16 protein-coding genes, 1 tRNA gene and 1 other RNA gene are annotated in these 24,910 nt (G+C 41.5%); 9 read left to right on the top strand and 9 right to left on the bottom strand.

The window, feature by feature from the left end; translation table 11 throughout:
• Nucleotides 1-3: 3 nt before the first annotated feature.
• The 3 genes from dcd to AL038_RS15035 all read right to left on the bottom strand — a co-directional run bounded on the left by dcd (nucleotide 4) and on the right by AL038_RS15035 (nucleotide 2,295).
• Nucleotides 4-570: a dCTP deaminase gene (dcd, locus tag AL038_RS15045; RefSeq protein ID WP_062154177.1), complete on the bottom strand. Its 567-nt coding sequence runs from the start codon at nucleotides 568-570 to the stop codon at nucleotides 4-6.
• Between the two features lie 53 nt (nucleotides 571-623).
• Complete coding sequence (gene apbC / locus AL038_RS15040; protein ID WP_062154175.1) at nucleotides 624-1,715, bottom strand: iron-sulfur cluster carrier protein ApbC; 1,092 nt, start codon at nucleotides 1,713-1,715, stop codon at nucleotides 624-626.
• A gap of 154 nt (nucleotides 1,716-1,869) precedes the next feature.
• The gene (locus AL038_RS15035; RefSeq protein ID WP_062154173.1) at nucleotides 1,870-2,295 is read right to left on the bottom strand and encodes a CBS domain-containing protein; all 426 of its coding nucleotides are present in this window, start codon (nucleotides 2,293-2,295) and stop codon (nucleotides 1,870-1,872) included.
• A 193-nt stretch (nucleotides 2,296-2,488) separates the two neighbouring features.
• Here AL038_RS15035 and AL038_RS15030 point away from each other — a divergent pair, with 193 nt between their 5' ends.
• Complete coding sequence (locus AL038_RS15030) at nucleotides 2,489-3,913, top strand: HsdM family class I SAM-dependent methyltransferase (RefSeq protein WP_062154171.1); 1,425 nt, start codon at nucleotides 2,489-2,491, stop codon at nucleotides 3,911-3,913.
• A 160-nt stretch (nucleotides 3,914-4,073) separates the two neighbouring features.
• On the opposite strand, the gene AL038_RS15025 is transcribed toward AL038_RS15030, so the two are convergent.
• Both AL038_RS15025 and AL038_RS15020 read right to left on the bottom strand, forming a co-directional pair.
• Nucleotides 4,074-4,529 (bottom strand): pentapeptide repeat-containing protein, encoded by a 456-nt coding sequence (locus AL038_RS15025; protein ID WP_062154169.1) that lies wholly within the window; start codon nucleotides 4,527-4,529, stop codon nucleotides 4,074-4,076.
• A 521-nt stretch (nucleotides 4,530-5,050) separates the two neighbouring features.
• Nucleotides 5,051-5,611, bottom strand: coding sequence for a hypothetical protein (locus AL038_RS15020; protein WP_101539162.1), 561 nt, complete (start codon nucleotides 5,609-5,611; stop codon nucleotides 5,051-5,053).
• Nucleotides 5,612-5,931: 320 nt separating this feature from the next.
• Here AL038_RS15020 and AL038_RS15015 point away from each other — a divergent pair.
• The 3 genes from AL038_RS15015 (at nucleotide 5,932) to AL038_RS15005 (ending at nucleotide 7,676) form a co-directional block, all read left to right on the top strand.
• A tRNA-Leu gene (locus AL038_RS15015) sits at nucleotides 5,932-6,018 on the top strand.
• Nucleotides 6,019-6,232: 214 nt separating this feature from the next.
• Nucleotides 6,233-6,901 (top strand): DUF6901 family protein, encoded by a 669-nt coding sequence (locus AL038_RS15010; protein ID WP_062154165.1) that lies wholly within the window; start codon nucleotides 6,233-6,235, stop codon nucleotides 6,899-6,901.
• Between the two features lie 58 nt (nucleotides 6,902-6,959).
• The gene (locus AL038_RS15005; protein WP_062154163.1) at nucleotides 6,960-7,676 is read left to right on the top strand and encodes a DUF6901 family protein; all 717 of its coding nucleotides are present in this window, start codon (nucleotides 6,960-6,962) and stop codon (nucleotides 7,674-7,676) included.
• 53 nt (nucleotides 7,677-7,729) lie between these two features.
• On the opposite strand, the gene AL038_RS15000 is transcribed toward AL038_RS15005, so the two are convergent.
• From AL038_RS15000 to AL038_RS14985, 4 genes are all read right to left on the bottom strand, one after another.
• Complete coding sequence (locus AL038_RS15000) at nucleotides 7,730-10,909, bottom strand: Calx-beta domain-containing protein (protein WP_062154161.1); 3,180 nt, start codon at nucleotides 10,907-10,909, stop codon at nucleotides 7,730-7,732.
• Between the two features lie 24 nt (nucleotides 10,910-10,933).
• Entirely contained in the window at nucleotides 10,934-17,863 is a 6,930-nt protein-coding gene (locus AL038_RS14995; protein ID WP_062154159.1) for a beta-propeller fold lactonase family protein, read from the bottom strand.
• Between the two features lie 209 nt (nucleotides 17,864-18,072).
• Nucleotides 18,073-18,494: RNase P RNA component class A (gene rnpB / locus AL038_RS14990), an RNA gene on the bottom strand.
• Between the two features lie 95 nt (nucleotides 18,495-18,589).
• Nucleotides 18,590-19,024, bottom strand: a complete 435-nt coding sequence (locus tag AL038_RS14985; RefSeq protein ID WP_062154157.1) for an NUDIX hydrolase — start codon at nucleotides 19,022-19,024, stop codon at nucleotides 18,590-18,592.
• Between the two features lie 138 nt (nucleotides 19,025-19,162).
• On the opposite strand from AL038_RS14985, the gene AL038_RS14980 reads away from it, so the two are divergent.
• From AL038_RS14980 to AL038_RS14960, 5 genes are all read left to right on the top strand, one after another.
• The gene (locus AL038_RS14980) at nucleotides 19,163-20,317 is read left to right on the top strand and encodes a hybrid sensor histidine kinase/response regulator (RefSeq protein WP_062154155.1); all 1,155 of its coding nucleotides are present in this window, start codon (nucleotides 19,163-19,165) and stop codon (nucleotides 20,315-20,317) included.
• Nucleotides 20,318-20,654: 337 nt separating this feature from the next.
• Entirely contained in the window at nucleotides 20,655-22,451 is a 1,797-nt protein-coding gene (locus AL038_RS14975) for a methanol/ethanol family PQQ-dependent dehydrogenase (protein WP_062154153.1), read from the top strand.
• Nucleotides 22,452-22,699: 248 nt separating this feature from the next.
• On the top strand, nucleotides 22,700-23,284 hold the full coding sequence (locus AL038_RS14970; protein WP_062154151.1) for a c-type cytochrome: 585 nt from the start codon (nucleotides 22,700-22,702) through the stop codon (nucleotides 23,282-23,284).
• Between the two features lie 85 nt (nucleotides 23,285-23,369).
• Nucleotides 23,370-24,245: a quinoprotein dehydrogenase-associated putative ABC transporter substrate-binding protein gene (locus AL038_RS14965; protein WP_062154149.1), complete on the top strand. Its 876-nt coding sequence runs from the start codon at nucleotides 23,370-23,372 to the stop codon at nucleotides 24,243-24,245.
• 13 nt (nucleotides 24,246-24,258) lie between these two features.
• Nucleotides 24,259-24,897, top strand: coding sequence for a hypothetical protein (locus AL038_RS14960; RefSeq protein ID WP_062154147.1), 639 nt, complete (start codon nucleotides 24,259-24,261; stop codon nucleotides 24,895-24,897).
• The last annotated feature ends 13 nt before the right edge of the window (nucleotides 24,898-24,910 follow it).

Here is a 24,910-nt window from a genome sequence, read left to right as displayed (position 1 = left end):
TTTTTAAGTTTTTGGTAGCGTAACCCCTCGTTGTCCTTGATATTTACCACCACGATCTTTATAAGAAGTTGCGCAAAGTTCGTCTGCACCTAAAAACAAAACTTGCGCAACCCCTTCATTTGCATAAATTTTAGCGGGCAGTGGGGTGGTATTGGAAAACTCTAAAGTGATGTATCCTTCCCATTCAGGTTCTAGCGGGGTGACATTAACAATAATGCCGCAGCGTGCGTAGGTTGATTTTCCTACACAAATAACTAATACTTCTCGTGGGATACGAAAGTATTCTACACTGCGTGCTAAAGCGAATGAGTTAGGCGGAATGATACACACGTCAGCCATAATATCGACGAAACTGCCTTCGTCAAAGTGTTTTGGATCAACGATGGTAGAGTTGATATTGGTAAATATTTTAAATTCGTTTGCACAACGTAAGTCGTAGCCATAGCTAGAGGTGCCGTAAGACACAATACGCCCTGATGCATCTGTTTTAACTTGGTCAGGGGTAAACGGTTCAATCATATTGTGCTTTTCCGCCATTTGGCGAATCCATTTATCTGATTTAATGCCCATTTTTATTAGAAATGCCAGTTGTCTTTGTCAGTAATAATACATATAGTTGATGGTTAGGTGTTTTGAATCATAATGTTGGGGAATTTATTGCTGTAATCCTTCGCTTGTAAGGATAATTTACCCGTTACCCGCCGCGCAATATCCCTATATATTTGGGCAATTTTTCCATCAGGTTCGGCAACAACGGTAGGTTGCCCATTATCTGCATCCTCACGAATTTTAATATCTAGGGGTAAAGAGCCTAAAAAATCAACATGTTGTTCTTGTGACATTCGTTCGCCACCACCAGAGCCAAAAATATGTTCTGCATGTCCACAATGACTACAGATGTGTATGCTCATATTTTCCACAATGCCTAAGACGGGTACATTGACCTGCTCAAACATTTTTAAGCCTTTACGTGCATCAATGAGGGCAATATCTTGGGGTGTTGTTACGATAACTGCGCCACTGACGGGAATTTTTTGCGCAAGGGTTAGTTGTGTATCGCCTGTGCCGGGGGGTAAGTCGATAATAAGATAATCTAGTTCGCTCCAATTGGTATCTCGTAAGAGTTGTTCTAAGGCTTGCGTTACCATAGGTCCACGCCAAATCATGGGGGATTCTTCGGCGACAAGGTAGCCAATGGACATTGATTGCAGTTGATAGCGTATGACGGGTTCTAAGGTACGACCATCTTTAGATTCAGGTTTTTCGGTCGCGCCCAGCATACGGGGTTGACTAGGGCCATAAATATCAGCATCTAAAATACCAACCTTCGCGCCTTCTGCTACCAGTGCTAAGGCGAAGTTGACAGCAGTTGTTGATTTACCAACGCCACCTTTACCTGAGGCAATCGCAATAATGTTCTTCACTCCTTGTAACGGTTTTACCCCTTTTTGCACGGCATGTGTTACAACATGGTTGTGAATATTAACAGTCACCGTGTCAACACCTGCAAGGGTCGCAATACTGGATTGTAGTTGTTGCGTTAATGTGACGTTATAGCCTTTACTTGGAAACCCCAATGCAACCTCAACAGTAATGCTTCCGCCTTCAATCCGAATGGCCGTTATTGCTTTTGCGGAGATTAAATCTTTTTGTAAATAAGGGTCTATATAAGTTTGGATTACAGCTTCAACTTGTTGTTGTGTAATGGCAGTCATTCTGAAAACGCTCCTCAATGAACTTATTACTAGTTAAGCAGTTAAATAAATCACGATTTAAATAGGGAACAAAAAAACGGTTGCTCGTCAGATAATATGTGTATTCTGTAAAACAATGCCAATAGGAATAAATAATTCAAATCTGGATGCTATTTTACATGGCTAGTCTTTCCATTAAATGCATTGCTAATTTGACAAAATCCGCCTCTGTCAAGATTCCCGTTAATGTTTCATCTTTAAACACGGGTAAACAACCATGTTTTTGTTCTAACATAAAGCGCGCAGCTTCAAGTAAGTTAGTATTTTCTTGTGCAACAACCACTTCGGTTAACATTACTTCACTGAGTGGAATACCCGATTCGATTTCAATACGTTCTTGTGGTTCTATGTCGGCTAGTTCTGAAACAGAGAGTGCTAAAACGTCATGTTTTGTGATTAACCCCAAAAATGTGCCATTATTATCCAAGATGGGTACATGGCGAATATGTTTATCTAGCATTAACTGTCGAGCCTGATGAACCGTATCAGTTGGTTTGAGTGTGTATAATTGGTTACTCATGAGTTCTTTAACAGTAATCATTAACGGTGAACCTCTTTTAGACAATAGTAAAAAGTGATTGGTAGTGTAAAGATAAGGGAAGGTTTTTTATCTTTAATTTAATACTATCAAATAATTATTCTTAAATACGCAAAATGGTGATTAGAATGGTGATTAGCTAGATCATCTACAAAATTGACTAATACTATTCAGACACTGTATTTAGGAAGCGTTATTGCATAGCAAAGTTAGACAACAGCCCGCAGTTTATTATAAAGGTAATATGGATACACGAGAGATTGCACAAAAACTTTGGGAGCCCGCAAAAGCCTTACAGCAAAATGGTCTTGCTTATCATGATTATGTTGATAACTTAACGTGGTTACTTTTTTTGAAGATAGCACCCGCTATCGATATGATTGAGGAATTGCCTGCAACGCTCAATTGGCGAATCTTGTTGACTACACCAACAGCGCAACAATTGGCTTATTATCAACATATTTTAATAACCCTACGACAAAGCACCCACCCAAGCATTGCTGCATTATTTTCCCAAGCACGAACACAACTAAAAACCGTTCAACAATTAAAACAGCTCTTAGAAACATTAACGGTATTAGACGATATCGTTATTGATGATTTAGGAGAAATTTACGGCGAATTTTTAGACTTATATGCCTTGAATGACCAAGAACATTTAGTTCCACCGCGTTCATTGGTGGATACTTTAGTTATTTTAACTCAGCCACAACTGGGTGAACTGATTCATGATCCCGCTGCGGACACTGCAGGCTTTCTGGTCGCAGCCGACCAATATGTGCAAATAACCAGTGATTGTGATGTGTTTGAGGATGATTGCATTCCTGATATAACGCCAGCTATGCCACAAGCTATGTTACTCGGCATTGAGCAAGACCTTGCACGTCAACGTTTAGCAATTATGCATTGTTTATTACATGAAATTGATGATACACCCCATTTACCTGTTCAATGGGGGAATAGCCTACTGATGGAACGTCATGCACTGCCTAGTGTTGATGTTGTTTTAAGTTCTTTGGTGTTTATTACAGAACAACGGCATGAGGCTACACAACAAACTCAAACGTTAGCATTATTACGTCACAGCTATCATGCCTTAAAACCGAAAGGGCGGGCGGCTATTATCGTACCTGATGCGGTTCTTCATGCAACAGGACATGCGCAAAAAGTCAGAAAAGAATTATTAGATAATTTTGTAGTTCATACCGTCTTACGGCTACCACAAGGTATTTTTTATCCGCATCAAATCCCAGCCCATGTTTTATTTTTTTATCGTGGTGAACAACCGACTGAACGGACACAAAACGTCTGGTTTTACGACATGCGCAGTCAATCTACAGGGTTTGGACGACATTTGCGCTTAAAACGCCAACATCTGATGGGATTTGAAACAGCATTTGGTGAAGATAATTATGGAACTAGCCCACGTCAGGGAGAGGGGAAAAAAAGCCGCTGGCATAGTTATAGTCGCCAATGGTTAACACAGAAAAATGACAGCCTAGATTTAGCGTATCTGCATGAGCAGGAAACAAACAGTTATGAAGGGCAAGAAAGCATTTGGACATTTTTAGAAAGTGCGGTTGCTGAATTAGAGGATTTACGGGATTTACTGGGAGGATAATCACTTAATCCTTATATATTAATAGATGTCTGGTGTTTTGGTACTAACGCGATTTGGCTTTCAGTCGTGGGTATTGGATGCTAAAAGCGGTCGTTAATAGCATTTCCCCTCACTTTTACCAAACGGTATCAATGCCTACCACATGATACTGTTATGAAAATTAACGCTTCGAGCCATCAATATTCGCACCAATCGCACCATCTAATTTAGCATCCTTAATAATTGCGCCAACCATATCAGCACCAGAGAGATTTGCACCCTGCAAATTTGCTCCACGTAAGTTCGCGCCGCGTAAATTTGCCCCGCTCAAATTGGCGTTGCTCAAATTAGCACCGCGCAAATTAACTCGCCGTAGTTCAGCACCTGCTAGGTTTGCCCCGACTAAATCGGCACCCCGCAAATTTGCACCGCGCAACCGCGCCCTACCTAAATCAGCACCGCGCAATTTCGCTCGGGCAAGATTTGCACCCGCTAAGTTCGCACCGTCTAAACTACAACGCGGACAATTTTTCGATGTCTTGAGCTTTTCAACATGAGTAGAATTAGCTGCGGGAGATGGGTATGGTAGCGTCCCTATAAATAATGCTAGGCTGATGATAATTAGAATTCTTTTCATGAGTCGGCTATCGTCAAATGGTGATCAGAAAAAGTCATCAAGACTAACTCGCATGGTTTGAGCCAATTCCCTGCTTCTTGCAACGCTGAGAAGGGATAATCTGGAAATAGGACAATATTTTAATTGCCATTCTTAATCCTTATTCTCAATAGAATAGCATTACTCCATCTATTTGTGTTATAGATTTTGTATCTCTTGCGACAGATAATCGATGTTTCCATCTTCATACTTGTGACTTTTACTATAAAAATTAACGTATTAAGTGGAAATACGTCTTTTATCAATACAATCCAGCTACGACACTTTACTGACAGAATGAGGCATACGAACTAGACATGTAAAGTGTTGACCGATTTACTACTGGTGTTTGGTAATGGGTTTTCTCTTTTTCATAAATAATTTGTTATATATGTGAGAGATAATACGCTACCCTTTTAAAAGCCGTCAATTTTATCTGGGGAATAAATTTCCCCAGACAAGAAAAAACAGACCTAAACTAACGAAACCTTTTCCCCATTCTCTTATTTGCTGGGTGCTGCTGTTGTGGGAATAACGGTATCGGGGATTTTTGGTACTGCATCAGGCTTTAATTTAAAGATTACTTTATCAACAACCTGAGTGCTTGGAGTGTAAAATACGGTAACATTATAATTGGTGGCAGAACCGTATAACATTCTTTCAGAAACGTAATATTCTAGCTTTGGCAATAGTTCAATCAGTGTAGAAATACTGAATAACGACATGCTTTGTACACCTGTTGTTGTCGCCGTGGCTTTCACATCAACTTTGCCCCGCGCATCAGCAATTGCTCTTAGCCACTTGCCTAAACGTTCAGGCACTTTATTAACAGTAAAGGCTTCTACAGGTTTTACTTCAAGCGTTCCATAACCTTCGCTCATATAATTGGATAAGGAACTATCAAAAGACTCACCGTCAATAAAAGGAATTATCTCAGCCTGTCCGCTCATATCTTGTGTTGCGGTTGCTGTTGTGGATTGTGTATTTGTTATTGTTGATAAACCACCACATCCTTGTAAAAATAATAGTGATAGTAGGGAAATAGAAAGTAATGAATGTTTCAAATGATGCTCCTTATTTACCATGAAAAATCAAAACCGTGGTTATTATTTGTTTAATTTGAGAAGTTTAAAATTTACTGTCTCATCTCAATGGCGTGCTTAAGCACCAGAGAGAACTATGCCAGAGGAAGTATATCTATAAACAAAACATATTGTGGCGTATTTTTGATTATTTTGTAATTATCAAGTAAGTATTCAATCACAAGAATTTTTAGATGTGTAAAAATCAGAGACTAACCATAATTTTTTACGAAAAACCTTTACTTTTTTTTCATCTAAATTACAATACTCACTCTACGTAACTTGCTGTCCTCATCATTAATGCCGGAGTGGCGAAATTGGTAGACGCGCCAGACTCAAAATTTGGTAGTGGCAACACTGTGTCGGTTCGAGTCCGACCCCCGGCACCATTCTAATGTAACAAATCAGTTAATCATCATAGTGTTCTAGTCTTTCTTCAATGTTTACCCTAAATTGTTTTATGTACGAATGCACGGCTGGTTATTTCGCATTGGCATAAAACTCGCTTGTGGTATTGCAAAACAATTGTTTCGTGCTTTCGATGCGCTGTTTTCTACCCATTCAGGATAATCATTCAAGATAATAACGATTAGGTGTCTGTCTATGTATATTGAATATACCTTCACAATGGATGACGGTAAGGTTTTAAACTATAGAGTTGAATTTCATAGACCTCGTGAACATCTATTAGAACAAAATAATTATCCTGCTTGGACACAATTAGCATTTCATCAATGTCCTAATTGTCCTTTACACCAATCACATTATTCTCACTGTCCCCCTGCTATTGATGCTTATGAAATTTTGTTAGGTTTTGCTGACATTATTTCTTGTCATGAAGTCGATATTCATGTAAAAACGCCTGAACGAGAGTACTTTAAACGCACGGATGCACAAACAGGGTTACGCGCAATTATTGGTTTTGTCATGGCAAGCAGTGCTTGTCCACTCCTTTCTAAAATGCGTGGAATGGCTTATTATCACTTACCTTTTGCGTCGTTGGATGAGACTGTTTTCCGTGTCACTGCCTCTTACATGCTAGAACAGTATTATAATCAGAAAAAAAATAAAACCATTGATTTAGACTTTACTGGCTTAAAACAACGTTTTAAAGAAACACAGACGGTTAATTATCATTTCTTGGAGCGTATCCGCGCCGCAACCGAGGCAGATTCCAACTTAAATGTACTCGCCACATTGTTTACCATCTCGTCTATGCTGTCTTTATCGTTGGAAAGACATTTAAAAGAGATAGAATATTTATTTGACTAACCCATTAGGTTGATAATTTTCTTGTCCATGGGTTATTTGTGACCGAGAGTACCCCACTATGTTCGACAGTCAGCAAATGTTTATTGAATATACCTTCACAATGGATGATGGCAAGGTCTTGCATTATAAGATTCATTTTGAAAGACCCAGACCTAATGTTTTAAATAAAGCAGACTACCCTCGCTGGACAGAATTAGACTTTCATCAGTGCAGTAATTGCCCTTTAGATATGAAAGAATATTCCCACTGTCCTGCCGCAATAGACGCAAAAGAAATTATTTTAGGATTTTGTGAAATTTTATCTTGTAGTGCTGCGGATGTGCGTGTTAGAACGCCAGAACGTGAGTATATTAAACGCTCTGATGCACAAACAGGGCTTCGCGCCTTAATCGGATTTGTCATGGCAACCAGTGCTTGCCCCTTATTATCTAAAATGCGAGGCATGGCACATTATCATTTGCCTTTTGCTTCTTTAGATGAAATTGTCTTTCGCGTAACCTCCTCTTATTTACTTAAACAATATTATAATCATCAAGATGGCGGCGTTGCGGACTTAGAGTTAAACGGTCTAAAAATGTTTTATGAGGAAATGCAAACACTGAATTATGACTTTTTGCAGCGAATTCGCGCAGCAGCAAGTGAGGCAGATTCTAATTTGGATGTTTTATCTACATTATTCTCCATTTCAGCCTTACTCTCATTGCGTTTAGAACCCCATTTAGAAAAGCTAAAGCCTTTGTTTGTTGATAAAACTAACGACGTAAAAAAAATATAATGCTATGAAATCGCCTTTATAAGGTTTCTAACCCTTATAAAGGCGTTTCTTTTCTAATTGACTTTGTACATCAACTGCCCATCGCCATTTGGATACACAATCAGATAGTCACCTAAGCCGTCTTGATTCATGTCATCCACGTCAAATACTTCCAACTCGCCTGTAATGTTAGTCCCTTGTGTCACGGCATAAGTCAGCAAACCCTTATAAGTTTTACGAGTGACCCCTTCACCAATATGGATAATCGCCATACCATTTTTATAAAGTAACGTATCTTGAGAAACAGCACGCAATGCCGCTGCATCCGCCGCCGCTGGGTATAGATACTGACGTGATTGCCCGTTATTGAAGACCAAATACGCAATAATCCCGTTACGAACAAAAACATTCATATTCGCATCTGACCCCATACAAAGCAGGTCCTCACGAATGGGCAATAAATCAAAGCCTAAATCAGGGGAAATATTTTGTGCAAAGGGTGTAGAACAAACATCTGCCCGAATACTGTAATAGATAATGTTATCCACTTTATTCGGTAAATACAGTTTAACATTGCCTTCTGTATCCATCGCAATGCGCGATACAGGTAACACAAAGGTATCTAAGGCACGTTGTAACGCGGCAACATCTTGAATAACAGGATGTGCCGTTACTTCACGTCCTGTGTGAGAAGTGACTGTAAAACGGTCGTCTTCTCGCACAATCAACCCTAAATCAATATCATTGATAACCTGCCCCTCTAAGGCTTGACGTACTCTAGTTGGGAATAAATTATAGTGTTTATCCCCACCGTCAAAAGCGATATAACCTGTTTCTGTATCTTGTGTGATAAACCAATCTTTTTCAGTTAAGTCATACAACCCATTCAGCGTGGCTACAATACCGCCCCGTATGCTATTCAACAACACATCCGTATATAAATTTACTGCCAACATTTCCATCGTGTTAGCTGGTGTATAACCTAACAAATTAGATAAATCGATAGGTGGAATATTTCCATTTAAACGGAAGCGTACTTGATTCCCCATCGTCACTTCGGTATCAATCACCATATTGCCTTCGATGATGACGTTTTGCAGATAGCTACCTGTTAATATTCGTGTACTGGTAAGCGTTGCAGGGCTATCACCAATCCCGACAATATTGCCTTGCAAAAAACCACCAATCACATTGGCATAACTATTAAGGCTTAAATTACCCGCAATCCCCACTTCATAATTGTTTAAAATCGTACTGGGTAACAAAGTAACCCCATCCACCGAACCAAAATTGTCAATCCGCCCTGATAACTGTCCACCAACCACAACACCTATCGATGTAATCCGCACATTGGTTAAGGTACTATTCGTATTATCCAAATAACAATTAATCAACGTCGGGGGAGGGTTAGAACATACCACAACAGCATCATTATCCTTAATAGTAATCACCGCTTCAGCAGGTGAACCTAACGCGCCATTGCCTGTTAAATTGCTCAACGCAATGCGGAATGTTTCAGCCTCCTCTACAAACGTATCATCATTGATAGCAATAGAAAAACGCTTAGTGCTTGCGTCCCCATCCTCCCAAACCAACATACCTGCGCCCCCCTGATAATCTTGATTATCTATTGCAGTGTTGGAAGTGGTTTTATAATCAACGGTAATACGTCCTTGACTACTGCCTTGGCGAGTAACCGTAATATAAGCAAACCCTTGATTTTCATTAACTAGAAAGTCACTAGAAGAAAATTGAATACGGGTTGCATCATTATCACGCAATGTTATAGTTGTTTCTGAGGGCGTGCCTAATACCAATCCATTTGTAGGCGTTGATAATTTCAGGACAAAACTTTCATTTTGTTCTGCGACAAGATCATCTTGTAACGTGATGCTAATCGTTTTGACATCACTATTTCCATCGGCCCAGACTAAAAGACCTGAGGACAAAACAAAATCCTGACCATTCACCGCCGTACTATTTTGCGCACTATAATTGACACGCACATCCCCTTTCGTACCCGATACCCGTTTAACATTAACCGTTAAGTTGCCATCATTTTCATTCACAGCATAACTGCTGAATTCAAATTGCACGGCTCCCGCTTCACTGACTGTTGTCGTACTGGGGTTTCCTGTCCCATCTAACAGCTTTATATTAGCATTGGAAATTGTACCTAACAGCGCGTTTCCTGTTGGATTAGCTAAGGAAATGGTAAAAAGCTCGTTGCCTTCCGTCAGATTATCAGTGAGTACAGGAATGCTCACGGTTTTGGCTTCACCATCACCATTAGCCCAGCTCAATGAACCCTGTGTTAGCGTGTAATCACTTCCCGCAACGGCTGTTCCGTCTTTAGTGCTATAGCTGACAGACACCGTACCTTGTGTGCCACCCGTGCGGGTTACACTGACATTTGCAGTCCCTGCGGTTTCATTCACCGTTGTCAACGCAGTAGAAAATTGTAAAATACCTGCTGTGGAGCTACTTACCGCATTGCCAAAGCTATCTACTATCATCACCGTACTGGTATTTTTCGCCCCCAGTGCCGCGCCCCCTGAAGCATTACTTAAACTCAATACAACCGTTTTATTACCATCTTCTTGCTCATCTAATAAGATAGGTAGCGCGACAGTTTTAGTCTGTGCATCACCCGCACTCCAGTTTAATGTTCCAGCTACGCTGACATAATCTGTATCAACAACTGCAGTCCCTCCCGTTACCGCATATTGCACCGCGACCGCGCCAACACTGCCACCAATCCGTTCAATCCCCAACTGAGCCACTCCAGAATTTTCTGTTACAGTATAATCTGTTGCAACAAATTGAAGATTGCCCGCACCACTTGCAGGCGTATCAATAATAGTGATGTTGCTTAAGGTATTAACCCCCAAAACAGCATTTCCCACAGGGTTGGTAAGTATAATGCTGAATAACTCGTCGTTTTCACTAACAGTGTCTTTTGTAATAGGGATTTCAATGACTTTATGAGTTAAATCCCCATCTGCCCATGTTAATGTTCCGCCTTTGCCTGTGTAATCCACCCCTGATAATGCGTTTACGTCAATGGTTGCGTAATCCACCGTCACAGCACCAACACTGTCTGCGGCACGTGTTACAAGAATTTGCACAACACCATCCGTCTCATTAACCGCGTATGCAGGTGAGGAAAATTGCAAACTGGCTTGGGCATAAGCAAGGGAAAAACTCCCCAACCATAATAAGCTGACTATTAATAACCGATTAATCCGTAACATAAAATAAACTCCAGCAGTTGTTCATTATTGCGGCAGACGATAGATAAGTTGCCGATCCCCATTACCGTATGTCACCACAAAGTCAGTCAACCCATCAGCATTTGCGTCTGGCTGTGTAGAAAATTGGATACCACTGGTCGGTATGCCTGTTGCGGTCACAACATAATCAAACCGCCCTATAAAGTTATACTGTGCATTATTAACCTGTAATGTCCCGTCATTATTAAACAATACTGTTTGAACTGAGGGCATATTTTGGAAAAAGGCACGTAAATTTTCAGGCTCTTTTGCGGCGGGATAAATCAACTGTTGCCATATTGTTCCATTTGTGTCACGGAAGCCTAAACGTAACGTGGTTAAATTAGGCAATATATAGCTTAGACTGGACACCCCTAGACTATTATTTACCAGTGCTAGGGTTGCTGCATAGGATGGGCGAGCAACACTACTAACCGATGCGTTAGTTGTTTGTAATAACAAATTGCCGTTACTATTTTGAATAACGCTACTGAACCCTAGTGCTTGTACACCTGTTGTAAAGGCGGCTAAATCTTGGACCAGCGGTTGCGTGGTAACTTGACGGGCTGTCGGGGTAATGAACAAAACATGTCCGTCATCATAAATTGTCATGATGGGGGATAAGATATCTTGCAATTGCACAATCTCAGTAGGTTTAAGCAACAATCGCACATTGCCACGACTCAAGAGCAAGTTCTCATCTGCATCACTACTCACGGTATAACCAGCACTTTTAACGGCTGGAATGGCTTGTATATCCACAGGTAATTCAGGTTGTGGAATGACATAAATAATCTGTCTATCACCATTCATATACACCACTAACGCATCTTCAGCCCCATCACCATTTTGGTCAGCAATAATTTGCAACTGCGTGATAGAACTGGGTGTTCCTGTACGTACAACATAGTCAAATACCACGATATATGTGCGACTACCAATCTGCACGATGCCTGTGCCATTTTCATTTAATTGCACTGAACGAACGTTAGGAATATCTTGTAAAACATCATTGAGTTGAGAACGGTCAACAGGTGTACCATATAAATACTGCTGGCGAACTGCGCCATATTTGAACAAGGTAACAATCGCATTGCTTGTATAAGGCGACGCTTGGAAACTAAGTCCTGTCACACCATTACTTTGTGTTGTCACCAACGCTGGACGTGCTTTAAAGTACAAACTACTGTCCACAGGCATTTTTAACGTACCATCTGACAAGTAATCGTAACTGCTCACCCCTAGCACACCCAATGCGGTGCGTAATGCACTACTGTCTTCTACAGCAGGTTGTACCACCACTTCCCGACGGGTTGCTGTAATAATTATCGCGCTGCCGTCCGCATTGATTGTAATACCCGCGACTTGGCTCGCACTGGCTTGTTTAACGCTAACAGGCATGACGACAATATGATCCGTGCCTAATACCAACGTCATTAAACCCGTTGCTGATTGTGTAAACGCCAAGCCGTAATTTTTTAAGTCAGGTAACGCATTAATAGCCGATAGTAAATCAGTACCTGCAACAATATCTGTACTAAGGTCAACAACTTGACTACCTGTTGCTGGGTCGGTCAAGCTAGGATATAAATTAGTTAAATCAATGCCTGCGGGTATATTAGTGCTGCTTTGGAAACGTACACCAGCCCCAAGCGTCACGGAGGCATCAAGGGTGACATCAGGCGCAAGAATGACATATTCCAAATAGGCATTTGCACCAACTAACACACCTTGTAAGGTTGCAGGTGCTGCGGGGAAGCCACGAATTGTGCCACGAAGAACACCACCACTAATCACCGTACCACCTAACAGCGTCATATTACGAATCGTACCGTGATTATTGATTGTTCCGCCTAATTTTCCGCCACCGCGTACTTCGGCATTTTCTAAAATTTCTACCGTGCCACCTGCCGCGCTATAAATTAAGCCTTGATTAACTATCGTGCCTGCAAATGTCCCGTTACGCACACCACCTGTGGTAGATATCGTATAGTTTGTAATAGTTTTACCTGTATTATCAATTGTTTCACTGATAATATTCAATACAACTTCCACCGCAAGTGTTGCTGTATTCGCTGTCGGGTCAACGGTATCTGTCACTACATTAACCGTGTTGGTTAACGTCCCTGCTTCTGCGGTAACAACAACAATATTTACTATGGCACTTTGTTTCGCGGGTAAACTGCTTAATAAACAAGTGACCGTGCGTAAACTACTATCATATTCACATGCACTACTATCTGTCCCAACCATTGCTGACGAAAAAGTTGTGTTTGTGGGCAAAAGGTCAGTTAGGTAAATACCTTGTGCGGTATTAGTATTATCGTTATTAGTCATTGTGATAGTGTAGGTTAAATCACCAAACTGACTGGCAGGATTTGGGCTTGCCGTCATCGTGATGGTTAAGTCAGCCGTTGTTGCGGCGGTATTTTCTACACTCGCGCTATTGTTGCTACTGTCTGGGTCAAACTGGTTAGCGCCAACAATCGCACTATTACTTAATTTGCCCGCGCTGACAGTTTGTACTAGTAGCGTGATAGTGGCAGTCTTACCTGTTGCAAGACTATCTAAACTGCATGTCACAATATTGCTTGCTTGACTACATACACCTTGCGACGTACTTGCGCTGACAAAACTTACCCCTGCAGGCAAAGTATCACGCACAGTAACACCTGTTGCGGTATCTGAACCTGCATTCGTAACGGTCAGGACATAACTTAAGTTAGCACCAACCAACAATGCGCCGCTGGGATTTGCTTGTAAACTTAGGCTTACATCCGCGCTAGAAATACGGAAAGTTGAAACAGCATTATCATTAAAGCCTGTGACATAAACATTTGCCCCCCCCGTACTAAGTGCTAAACCCCGCGCGCCTGCCAGTCCATCAACTGTCTCAACGCCATCAACGAGAGAATCAAGCAGTGTTAATGCACCCGTTGAAAGATTGCGGACGAAAACAGTAATTGCATTATCTGAGGTTGCAGTGACATAAACATAATTACCATCAGGGCTAGCCAACACAGCAAACGCGCCACCTAATCCATCTAATCCATCCACACCATCACGTAATACTTGGACAAAGCTCAATATCCCTGTTTCCAGATTGCGACTAAAAGTAACGACTGCGTTGTCAGTACCACTGACAGCATAAGCAAATTTTCCATCGGTTGTCACAGATAACCCGCTAACCCCATTTAAGCCCGTTACACCATTCGTATTGTTGGTTAAGGTTTGTAATAACGTTAATGCGCCTGTGCTGATATCACGGTTATACACATTAATGCTGTTACTGACTGATGCAGCCGCTAATAATTGTTTACCATCAGTCGTTAGGGTTAAACCGACAACACCATCTAGCAAACCTGTTCGTTGCGTTTCAACGACGGTTAATTTACCCGTTGTTGCATCACGGCTAAAAACAGTAATGGAATCATCATTCACATTCGCAACGTAAACATAACTATCCGTCGTTTTTACATCAAATGCACCCGATAAACCACTGTAACTAGTGATAAAACTTAATACGCCACTGGAAGCATCCCGACTAAATACCGCCAAGCTGCTATCGGTAAAACTCGCTACATACAAATGCTTGCCATCAGGGGTAACAGACGCATTGCTTGCTCCCCCCAGTCCTGTCACACCGTTTGTGCCATTAATAGCACTGCTGACATAGGTTAATTGTCCTGCATTGACTGCATCGCGGGTAAATATATTGACAGCATTACTACCAAAACTGCTGACATAAACATGTTTACCATCAGGGCTAACCGTAACACCGTTTGCCCGCTGCATGTTCTGCCCGTTACTCCCATCCTTTAATGTACCAACATAAATTAGGGTTGTTGGGCTACTTACTTGCGTTGTAATCGTTTGTTGATTATTTGTAGTAACAGAGTCGGCTGAATCACTGGCAACTTTTGCAGTAAAGCTAATCGTCCCTAAAGTGCTGGGTTGCGCAATGATTGTCACGGTAACGCTTTGGTCTTTTGTCACCATGCCTAAATTGCAGGTAACAACGCTTGCAGCATAATTACATGCAGTGTTAGAGGCGGAAATAAATGCAACGTTACTGTCTAAGGTTTGGGTTAAGACCACAGCACTTGCGCTGTCTGCGCCATTATTTTTTATAGTGGTACTGTAACTTACCAAATTACCAACCAACACGGGGTCAGGTGTCGCTGTCAGTGCATTAATTTCTAGGTCGGCATTGGATTGAGTGACGGCAGTTATTAGCGTTTTACTGTTGTTTGCCGTATTGCTATCGGTAGGTGTAGCAACTGTTGCACTGAGTGTACTGCTTAAAGACCCTGATGTTGTGGGTTGTATCACACTGGTCATAACAACGGCATTTTGCGTAGCAGCCGTCCCTAAACTACTGACTGTACATGTAATAATATTACTAGCAACCGTACATTGTCCGCTCGTAATACTGGGCGTACCCACCACCGTAGCACCTGTTGGTAAGGTTTGGGTAAGCGTGACCGTACTTGCTGTAGAAGGGCCTGCATTTGTAACGGTTGCGGTATAAGTTAAATTATTACCCGCAAGAACAGGGCTAGGACTGGCGGTTAAATCCACACTAATATCGGCTGATGGAGAGGTAATCGTAACGGTGCGACTGGCTGTATTCGGCGTGGTTGGATCATAAACCGTTGGGGCAACAACCGCGCCTAATGTTGCACCACCCAAAGCAGTTGCTTTAGCGACAATGGTTACGGTTGTTGTATTACTAGTTGTGGTTACGCCAATTGCTGACAGCGTACATGTGAAACTGTTATTCGTCACGGTACTACATAACCCATTAGCTGCACTCACACTACTTATTGTTGCATTGCCCACTAATGAGGCCGTTAACTCTGCGGCAGTACTGCTAGGGCCATTATTCACAACCGTCACGATATAAGTGATATTTTCATCGACTAAAACACTGTCACGGTCGCTGGTAATGCTCGCGCTGACTTCAGCAACACTGCCTGTAATACTCACACTTAACGATTTGCTGTTATTGCTACTATTGGCATCGGTATTACTGCTGGCAACGCTAAAACTTGCCGTTGCAGCCGTTGCAATATTGGTTGCTTTTACCACTAGGGTAACGGTTGTGGTCGCATTGCCTAACGCATCTAAAACACCCAAAGCACATGTTACCGTGCTGGATGTTGTGCTACTGCAACCTTGCGAACCTGAAACATAACTCACTTCTGTTGGTAATGTCGCGCTTAACGTCACCCCTGAAGCGGTATTTTGCTTATTTTGTAAACTGATGGTGTAGTTAAAGTTGGTGTTGACGCTGGCTGTCGATGGTGTGGCAAATACGTCAATCAGTTCCAAATCAACTTTGACAGTTTGTACTGTAATTGCTTGCGTGGTGGTTTTGGCGGTGGTGGTTTTGGTACTGGTTACCTGACTTTTTAAGGTGAGTGTTCCTTCTGTTGTACTGGTTTTTAAGGGAAGTACAAAGGGAACGCTTTGCCCCTCAGCCAAGGTTGTCAGACTGCATAAAATAAGGCTACTGCTTGATGCACTACATTCGCTGGGTAATGTTTGGCTACTATTTAAGATGATACCTGTGGGTAATGTGATGGTGACGGTGACATTATTGGCGGCTAACCCTGTGTTACTGACTGTTGCGGTATAGGTAAATGCGGTATTGATTTCTAGTGTTGTCGCGCTTGCGGTATTACTAATTTGTAAGTTTTCGCTAGACCCAACAAAGGCATTAACAGCACCACTGTAATAAGCCACGGCATAAAGATAAGCCCCTGTTGTTGCAATCGCTGAGATGCCTTGTAAACTGCTAGCCGTTGTCCCTTGTTTCGCAACATCATCAACGGTTAATACCCCTGTCGCATCTCGCTTCAAACTAACCACTGCATTATCATTAAAACCTGCAACATAAACCTTTGTGCCATCAGTGCTAACTGCTACATTGCGCGCGCCTGAAAGTCCTGTAAATCCGTTTTGATTATTGTTATAGACGGCTGAAAATACCAATGTGCCATCGCTATTGCGGGTAAAGCTCGTCAGTGAGCTACTTGTCGCACTAGCAACATAGAGCTGGCTATTTGTTGGGCTAAATGCTAAACCATTTGCACCCAATAAATTGCTGATGTCATCTACACCATCCTTATATGTTTTTATAAAAACTAACTCACCACTGCTTTGTTTTGCAAACACAGTAACAGCGTTATCATTTGAACTTGCAACATAAATAAACGTATTAGTGCCATCACTGATTGCTTTGACATCGGCAGCCCCAGCCAAGCCATCTACACCATTAACCCCGTCAATTTGCACGCCTAAAAGGGTTAAAACACCTGTATTGCTATCTCGTGCAAACACATTAAGCGCATTATCTCCTGCCGCTGTAACATAAACACGCGTACCATCAGGGCTTAGCGTCACTACATTGGCAAATAACATATCTGTAACAGTTCCTACACCGTCTTTTTGTACTTCTACCAGACTTAACATCCCTGTTGTCGTATTACGGGTAAAAACGGTTAAACTGCTGTCCGTAACCCCTGTTACATAAAGATGTCGTCCATCAGGACTAATCGCTACAGAATTTGCGCCCACCAAACCTGCACCAGAAATGTCAGTGCTGCGCACCACTTGTACAAAGATTAATTGTCCAAGTGTTGCAGAACCGCTAACGGTGTCGCGTTGAAAAACCGTGATTGCGTTATCAATAGAGCTTGTTACGTACACAAATAGACCATCAGGACTAGTAGCAATCCCATTTGGTCTTGCAATACCATCAACGCCATTTGTGCCGTCAATCTGTGCTTGTAAAAATGTTAAGGCAAAAGCCGAAGGTGTTATGCAAAATACCCATAGTGTTAAGAGAATTTTTAAAAAATAGCTAAGTTTTATGGTTTGGGCGTAAACACTATATAGACTCCACCTGCTCAGGCATTTGGAAGCAATCATTCTTAGGCTCTCCTAAAAAAACTGATGTACATGACGATACTGAACTGAATAATAACTTCAGTGTAGCGTAGGATACTTTGCATAGATTGGAAACATAGATAAACGTTTGTTCTTAGCTGATAACCTCCATAAAATAGGCTGGGGAAATAAATTATTCCCCAGATAAATTAAGAAATTATCTCTAACAGAATAAACATTAAAGAATTAAAGATGAGAGTTGATCGGTAAGCCGGGTTCTGTCAAACCTATTTTACCGAGATAAAATAAGTCTGTAGCAGTCATTCCTCTGGGATGTTTGTCACCAAACACCTCTAGCAACCTACCCGGGAACCGTGCGGACAACACGTTATTTAAATAAACGTCCGAAGACAATTACTTAAAACGTCCCCCTATTTGGTCTTGCTTCAGGTAGGGTTTACCCTGCCGTCTCTGTTACCAGCGACGCGGTGCGCTCTTACCGCACCATTTCACCCTTACCTTGCTGATAGCGGTTAAACTCTCTACAAGGTGGTATATTTTCTGTGGCACTTTCCGTAGGCTCGCGCCTCCCAGACGTTATCTGGCACCTTGTCCTTTGAAGCCCGGACTTTCCTCCCTGTTTAAAAAACAGAGCGACTGCCTGATCAACTCTCAAAAACCGTTTTTAAAGTATTTGCTTAAGAGTCTAACGTAAAAAATTGATAATGTAAAAGAAAGTTAAGCAGGAATATTCATTCTTTATCCTGTTTATGGGCTTATCATGCTAGAGAGTAAGGAAGGGAGCTGAAGGACAATATTTTTTACCGCTGGAACATCTAATAAGTGATAGGCTTCTGTAGGTGTAACCAAACGGCGGGAACGTATTTTATCTTCTTCCCATGTTGTCAACAGTTGTTCAACCTCAAGGAGAAAGAGTTGTACTCGACAAATCCCCCCCCACTTTGGATACTGATACTCCCCAACAACATGAGGATAGGTATAACCCACAATACCCGCCTCTTCCCATGCCTCTTTCGTTGCAGATTCAGCAGGCGTAAGGTTTTTTTCAACCATTCCTTTGGGAACAATCCAACGTTGTCGTTTACTGCTCGATGTGATTAAGACAAGATGTAATTCCTCTTGCAGTCGCATGAACGGAATAACACCCGATTGTTCGTAAAAGCTATCTCTGGGTTTTGACATGGCAACCTAATTCTAACGTGCTAATAATGGCACTATTTTCAGTAAAAATAATCAATTTATTGTTTTGTAAAGTATATATTTGTATATATGAACCACATAATATAATAATTTTCTCTTAACCATTTCTTACAATTGATAATGAATTTACCTCTTCCAAATCAAACCGTATTACTTGTTGATGATATTTCAGCAAATATCGATATTTTATTAACGTGTTTAGTTGAACAAGGCTACCGAGTGCTTATTGCATCTAATGGAGAAACGGCATTACAACAGGCTCGTGCAGAATTACCTAATATCATTTTACTGGATGTCATGATGCCCGGCATTAATGGTTTTGAAACCTGTCGTTTACTCAAAGCAGACCCTTTAACCTACGATATACCCATTATTTTTATGAGTGCCTTAGCTATATCTAGCAATAAAATCATGGGTTTTAAGTTAGGTGCAGTAGATTATGTAACCAAACCCATTCAAACAGAAGAAGTCTTAGCGCGAATTCACACACATTTAACTATTCGTGAATTACAACACAATTTACAAATAAAAAATGAGCTTCTCCAACAACTTAATGAAGAAAAAAGTGAACTGCTAACTATCGCTGCCCACGACTTAAAAAATCCACTCTCAGCGATTCAACTGCTTGCTGAAGTGCTACACAAATCTTGTAACGAGCTACCCACTGCCAAAATTGGGGAATACGCTAGCAAAATTGACAGCACAGCAAGGCGTATGTTTCAACTCATAAAAAACTTATTGGACGTAGATAAAATTGAATCTGGACGACTAACACTCTCGTTAGAACCTTTAGATTTTCTTCCCATTTTACGTAACCAATTAAAACAACATAATGAACATGCCAAAAAAAAAGATTTACGTATAAAAACAAAACATGATGAGTACGAATATCTCATTCATGCCGATTTAACGGCACTACAACAAATTCTCGACAACCTCATATCTAATGCAATCAAATACTCCCCAGCACACAAAACGATTTATATTAACCTACAAAAACAAGCACAACAGGTTATATTTTCCATACAAGACCAAGGCTACGGCTTAAGCACGACCGACCAAGCTAAACTATTTACCAAATTCGCCCGTCTAACCCCCAAACCAACAGGCGATGAACACTCCACAGGATTAGGACTATTTATTGTTAAAAAGCTCTCTGAAGCCATGCAAGGCAATATTCATTGCGAAAGTGAAGAAGGCAAAGGCACAACATTTATCCTAATTTTACCAAGCGTACAAGAAGAAACATCCCTTCTTTCAACAAAAAGCCCCTGATAAATTCAATACTCCTTATTCATTCAATCAATATTTTTTATACAACTTTACGAAAATCTTGTGCTATGCTCTGTAACGTGTGGTTGAAAACCTGCACTATGGTTCATAAAAAGTGGTTACTACATAACCACAAACGGCTGGTGGTGAGTCAAATTGGTTAAAATAATAAATAAATCAACTCACTTTATAATACCAAAGGAACAAATTGTTTTTTTAGCACAATGAAATACCGTCATTGTAATAATAGATGCGGTTTCAGACATTTACTTTAACGATAAAAACTGTTTGAACCTTTGTTTTGCGCATCGAAAAACCCAAAGAAGAAATGGAGAGTGTTATGAATAAAAAACTGTTAGCGACCTTATGTTCTGCCGCATTACTCACCGTAGCAGTGGGTGGACAAGTCCAAGCAAATGACGAACTGCTCAAATTGCAACAAGACCCCAACCAATGGGTAATGTGGGGTGGTAACTACTCGGGGACACGCTACAGCACCCTTGACCAAATCACCAACAAAAATGTTAAAGAACTTCGCCCTGTTTGGACATTTTCCACAGGCGTTTTACGTGGTCATGAAGGTGGTCCGCTGGTTATCGGTGACATGCAATATGTTCACACTCCCTTCCCCAATAAAGTTTTCGCCATTGACTTGAATGACCAAACCGTCGTCTGGTCCTATGAACCTAAACAAAATGCCGATGTTATTGCCGTTATGTGCTGCGACACGGTCAACCGTGGTTTAGCCTACGCCGATGGTAAAATCTTCCTCCAACAAGCAGATACAACGCTTGTCGCCTTAGATGCGAAAAAAGGTGACGTGATATGGAGCATCAAAAACGGTGACCCCAGCAAAGGCGAAACCAACACCAACGCCCCTCTTGTTGTTAAAGATAAGATTTTAACGGGGATTAGCGGTGGTGAATTTGGTGTACGTGGACGTTTAACCGCTTACAACATCAAAGATGGCTCTGTTGCATGGCAAGCCTTCAGTGTTGGACCTGATAAAGACATGCTGGTTGACCCAGAAAAAACCACAGCCATGCTCAAACCCATTGGTAAAGACTCCAGCGTCTCAACTTGGCAAGGCGACCAATGGAAAATTGGTGGCGGTACTACTTGGGGCTGGTACACCTACGATCCCGCTTTAAATCTGGTGTACTACGGCACAGGTAATCCCAGCACATGGAACCCCTCACAACGTCCCGGTGACAACAAATGGTCCATGACCATCATGGCGCGTGATGCCGATACAGGGATGGCAAAATGGTTCTATCAAAAAACCCCTCATGATGAATGGGATTATGACGGTGTCAACGAAAATATCCTTGTCGACAAAGAATTTCAAGGCAAACCTCGTAAACTCCTCGTCAACATGGATCGCAACGGCTTTGGTTACACCTTAGACCGTGAAACAGGTGAATTGCTCGTTGCTGAAAAATACGATCCTGCTGTCAACTGGGCAACCCATGTTGATAAAGAAACAGGTCGTCCAGAAGTCGTTGCTAAATATAGCACCGCGCAAAATGGCCCTGACGTTAATACAAAAGGCGTTTGCCCTGCAGCACTGGGTTCTAAAGACCAACAACCCTCATCCTACTCCCCCAAAACAGGACTGCTCTACGTTCCGACGAACCATGTTTGCATGGACTATGAACCGTATGACATTTCATACGTTGCAGGTCAACCCTTTGTTGGCGCGACCCTCAGCATGTTCCCCGCTCCCAATAGCCATGGTGGTTTAGGTAACTTCATTGCATGGGATGCGATACAAGGTAAAATCGTCTGGTCACTGCCTGAAGCCTTCGCTGTGTGGAGCGGCGTTCTTTCTACCGCAGGTGATGTCGTCTTCTACGGTACACTAGAAGGCTATCTCAAAGCAGTTGATGCAACCACGGGTAAAGAACTCTATCGTTTCAAAACCCCCTCAGGCATTATCGGTAATATCAACACTTATACCCATAAAGGCAAACAGTATGTTGCTGTTTTATCAGGGATTGGTGGCTGGGCAGGTATCGGTATGGCTGCAGGCTTGAGCAAAAGCACAGAAGGTTTAGGGGCTGTTGGTGCGTTCAAACAACTCAGTGCTTACACCCAACTAGGCGGTGTGATGACAGTATTTGCATTGCCAGATTAATGGCTTAATGATACATAAGTAAAAATTAATCTTTTTGATGGGTGCATAAAATGCACCTTATCAAAAAACACTCTATAATTAGTACCCGACAGTGGTATTCTAGCTGTCGGGTTTTTTTATGTCTTAAGATTACCTTTATATAATAAACAACGGTTTCCATACTCCTAAAGCAATCATAATAAGTGGGGTGGTATAACAAAACTTAAGGTATGGAACACGTTACATGATCCACTTGGAGGAAGTTTGTAATGAAAAAGTCTGTCTTATTTTTCACTGCCACACTTTGTGTGGGAGGCTTATTGAATAGCTCTTTGTTAATTGCCGAAACCCCCGCAACAACGGGAGAAGGAGCACCTGCGCCCACAACAGATGTTGTCCCAACCCAAAATTCTCAACCAGTTCCCCCCCCAACAACCACTGAATCAGCACCTGCTACCTCTGAGGCAAAACCCACAGAAACTGCACCTGTTGCAACAACCGCATCAACCAATCCCACAGAAAAACCTTATGAAGTTGTCTGTGAAAATAATGCTTGCAAAGTGGACGGCACAACTTTCAAAGGTTGGCGAGTTTTTCATTCGGTTTGCTATGTTTGCCATGCCCAAGACGCTATAGGTAGTTCCTTTGCACCCAGCCTTGTTGAACGCCTAAAAGATTTTCCAAAAGAACGCTTTGTCCACTCAGTTACTGAAGGTTTTAAAGGACAAATTGGTATCATGCCATCGTGGAAAGATAATCCTAATGTTATGCCTCACTTAGATGAATTATGGGCATATTTACGCGCCCGCTCTGATGGTGTTTTACTCCCCGGTCGCCCCGAAAAATTAAAATAATAGAGGTTATTACCTCATTCTTAAACACGGCGAACCCCTTCGCCGTGTTTCCCCCAAAGGATTTGTTTTCTCAGAGGAATCCGCCATGTTCCGTATTGCGCAATATATCCTGCCGCTAATATTCTCAACGCTATGTTTAACCAATATTCCTAGTTACGCCGAAGAAACTAAACCCGCGCTTCCTACCGCATTTCGTGTCTGTGCAGACCCCAACAATTTGCCTTTTTCCCATCAAAACCTAAGCGGTTTTGAAAACAAAATTGCTGAACTCATCGCCAAAGACCTAAAGTTACCGATTGAATACACCTGGTTTCCACAACGCATGGGATTTATACAAACCACCTTGCGTAAATGGTCAGACGATAAAGGTCGATTTGAATGTGATATTGTTATGGGTGTTCCAAAAGGCTTTGATATGACAGCGAATACTAAAGCCTATTACCGCTCGACTTATACACTGGTTTACATTAAAGGCAGTGGTTGGGATGACATCAAGACCCCAACGGATTTATTACAATTACCCCCTGAGCGTAAACAACAGCTCAAAATTGGCATGTTTGCCCCTGCACCATCCGTCACATGGATTTTAAAAAATGGACTGATGAATCAAGCAGTTTCTTACCAAATTATGAATGGTGACCCTAACTACTATGCAGGACAAGTGATAGAGCAAGACCTTGTTAATAAAAAACTAAATATGGTTTTTATTTGGGGGCCTGTTGCGGGCTATTTTGCAAACAAACTCAAAGGACAACAAGAACTGGTTTTATTACCACTAACTTCAGAAGCCGATATACAATTCGATTTTGCAATGGCTATGGGGGTTAGACGGGGTGAGCCTGAATGGAAAAATATGATAGAACAAGCAATTGAGCGCAATCAACCCGCTATCAATGCAATATTAACAGATTATCATATACCACTTGTTGAACCCATAACATCTGCCGAAAATAGCAAATAACATGAGGATAATCATGCGTTTTTTTGTGCTACTGATAAGCATGTGCTGTGGATTTTCTCCTATTGCGCACGCAGAAACCTATTCTCAAGCAAATACACTGCTTTTTTTTACTAATCATTTACAACATACTGAAACTCCTAGCAGTATTGCTTACACCTTTAGCAAAAAAGGAACGGTAGAAGAGGGGTTTACAGATACGATACAGCTAAAAATCAGCCAAGGGACAACGGGTAAAAATGTTCATGTTGATTATTTTAGCCAAGACCGTCGACAACTTTTTCCTGATGTCAACGACGCACAAGGTAATCCAATTCTGCTACTGTTCTTACAACGCTCAGTGCAAGAACTACAACGACTTGCACCCGTAGGACACTGGCGATATTTTCAAAATCAAGTAAAAATCGCATTAGAAGAAAGTGCAACCGTTAAAGAAATTCAGTTTAACTATCACGATAAAACGCTAACAGGTAAAGAAATTAGTTTTTATCCTTTTAAAGACAATCCCAAATTTACCGCTTATCCAGACTATCAACAAACACTTTACCGCCTGATATTGTCTGAACAAGTAACAGGCGGCGTATATCAATTGAGTTGGCAAGTTGTTGGTACTGCAAGTGCGCCCTTATTGCTAGAAACGCTAACGATGGATTGATTATCAAGGTAAA

The sequence above is a fragment of the Beggiatoa leptomitoformis genome (assembly GCF_001305575.3).
Lineage (GTDB): Bacteria > Pseudomonadota > Gammaproteobacteria > Beggiatoales > Beggiatoaceae > Beggiatoa > Beggiatoa leptomitoformis.
Note: the sequence above shows the minus strand (reverse complement) of the source record. Positions and strands in the feature narration are given on the sequence as shown.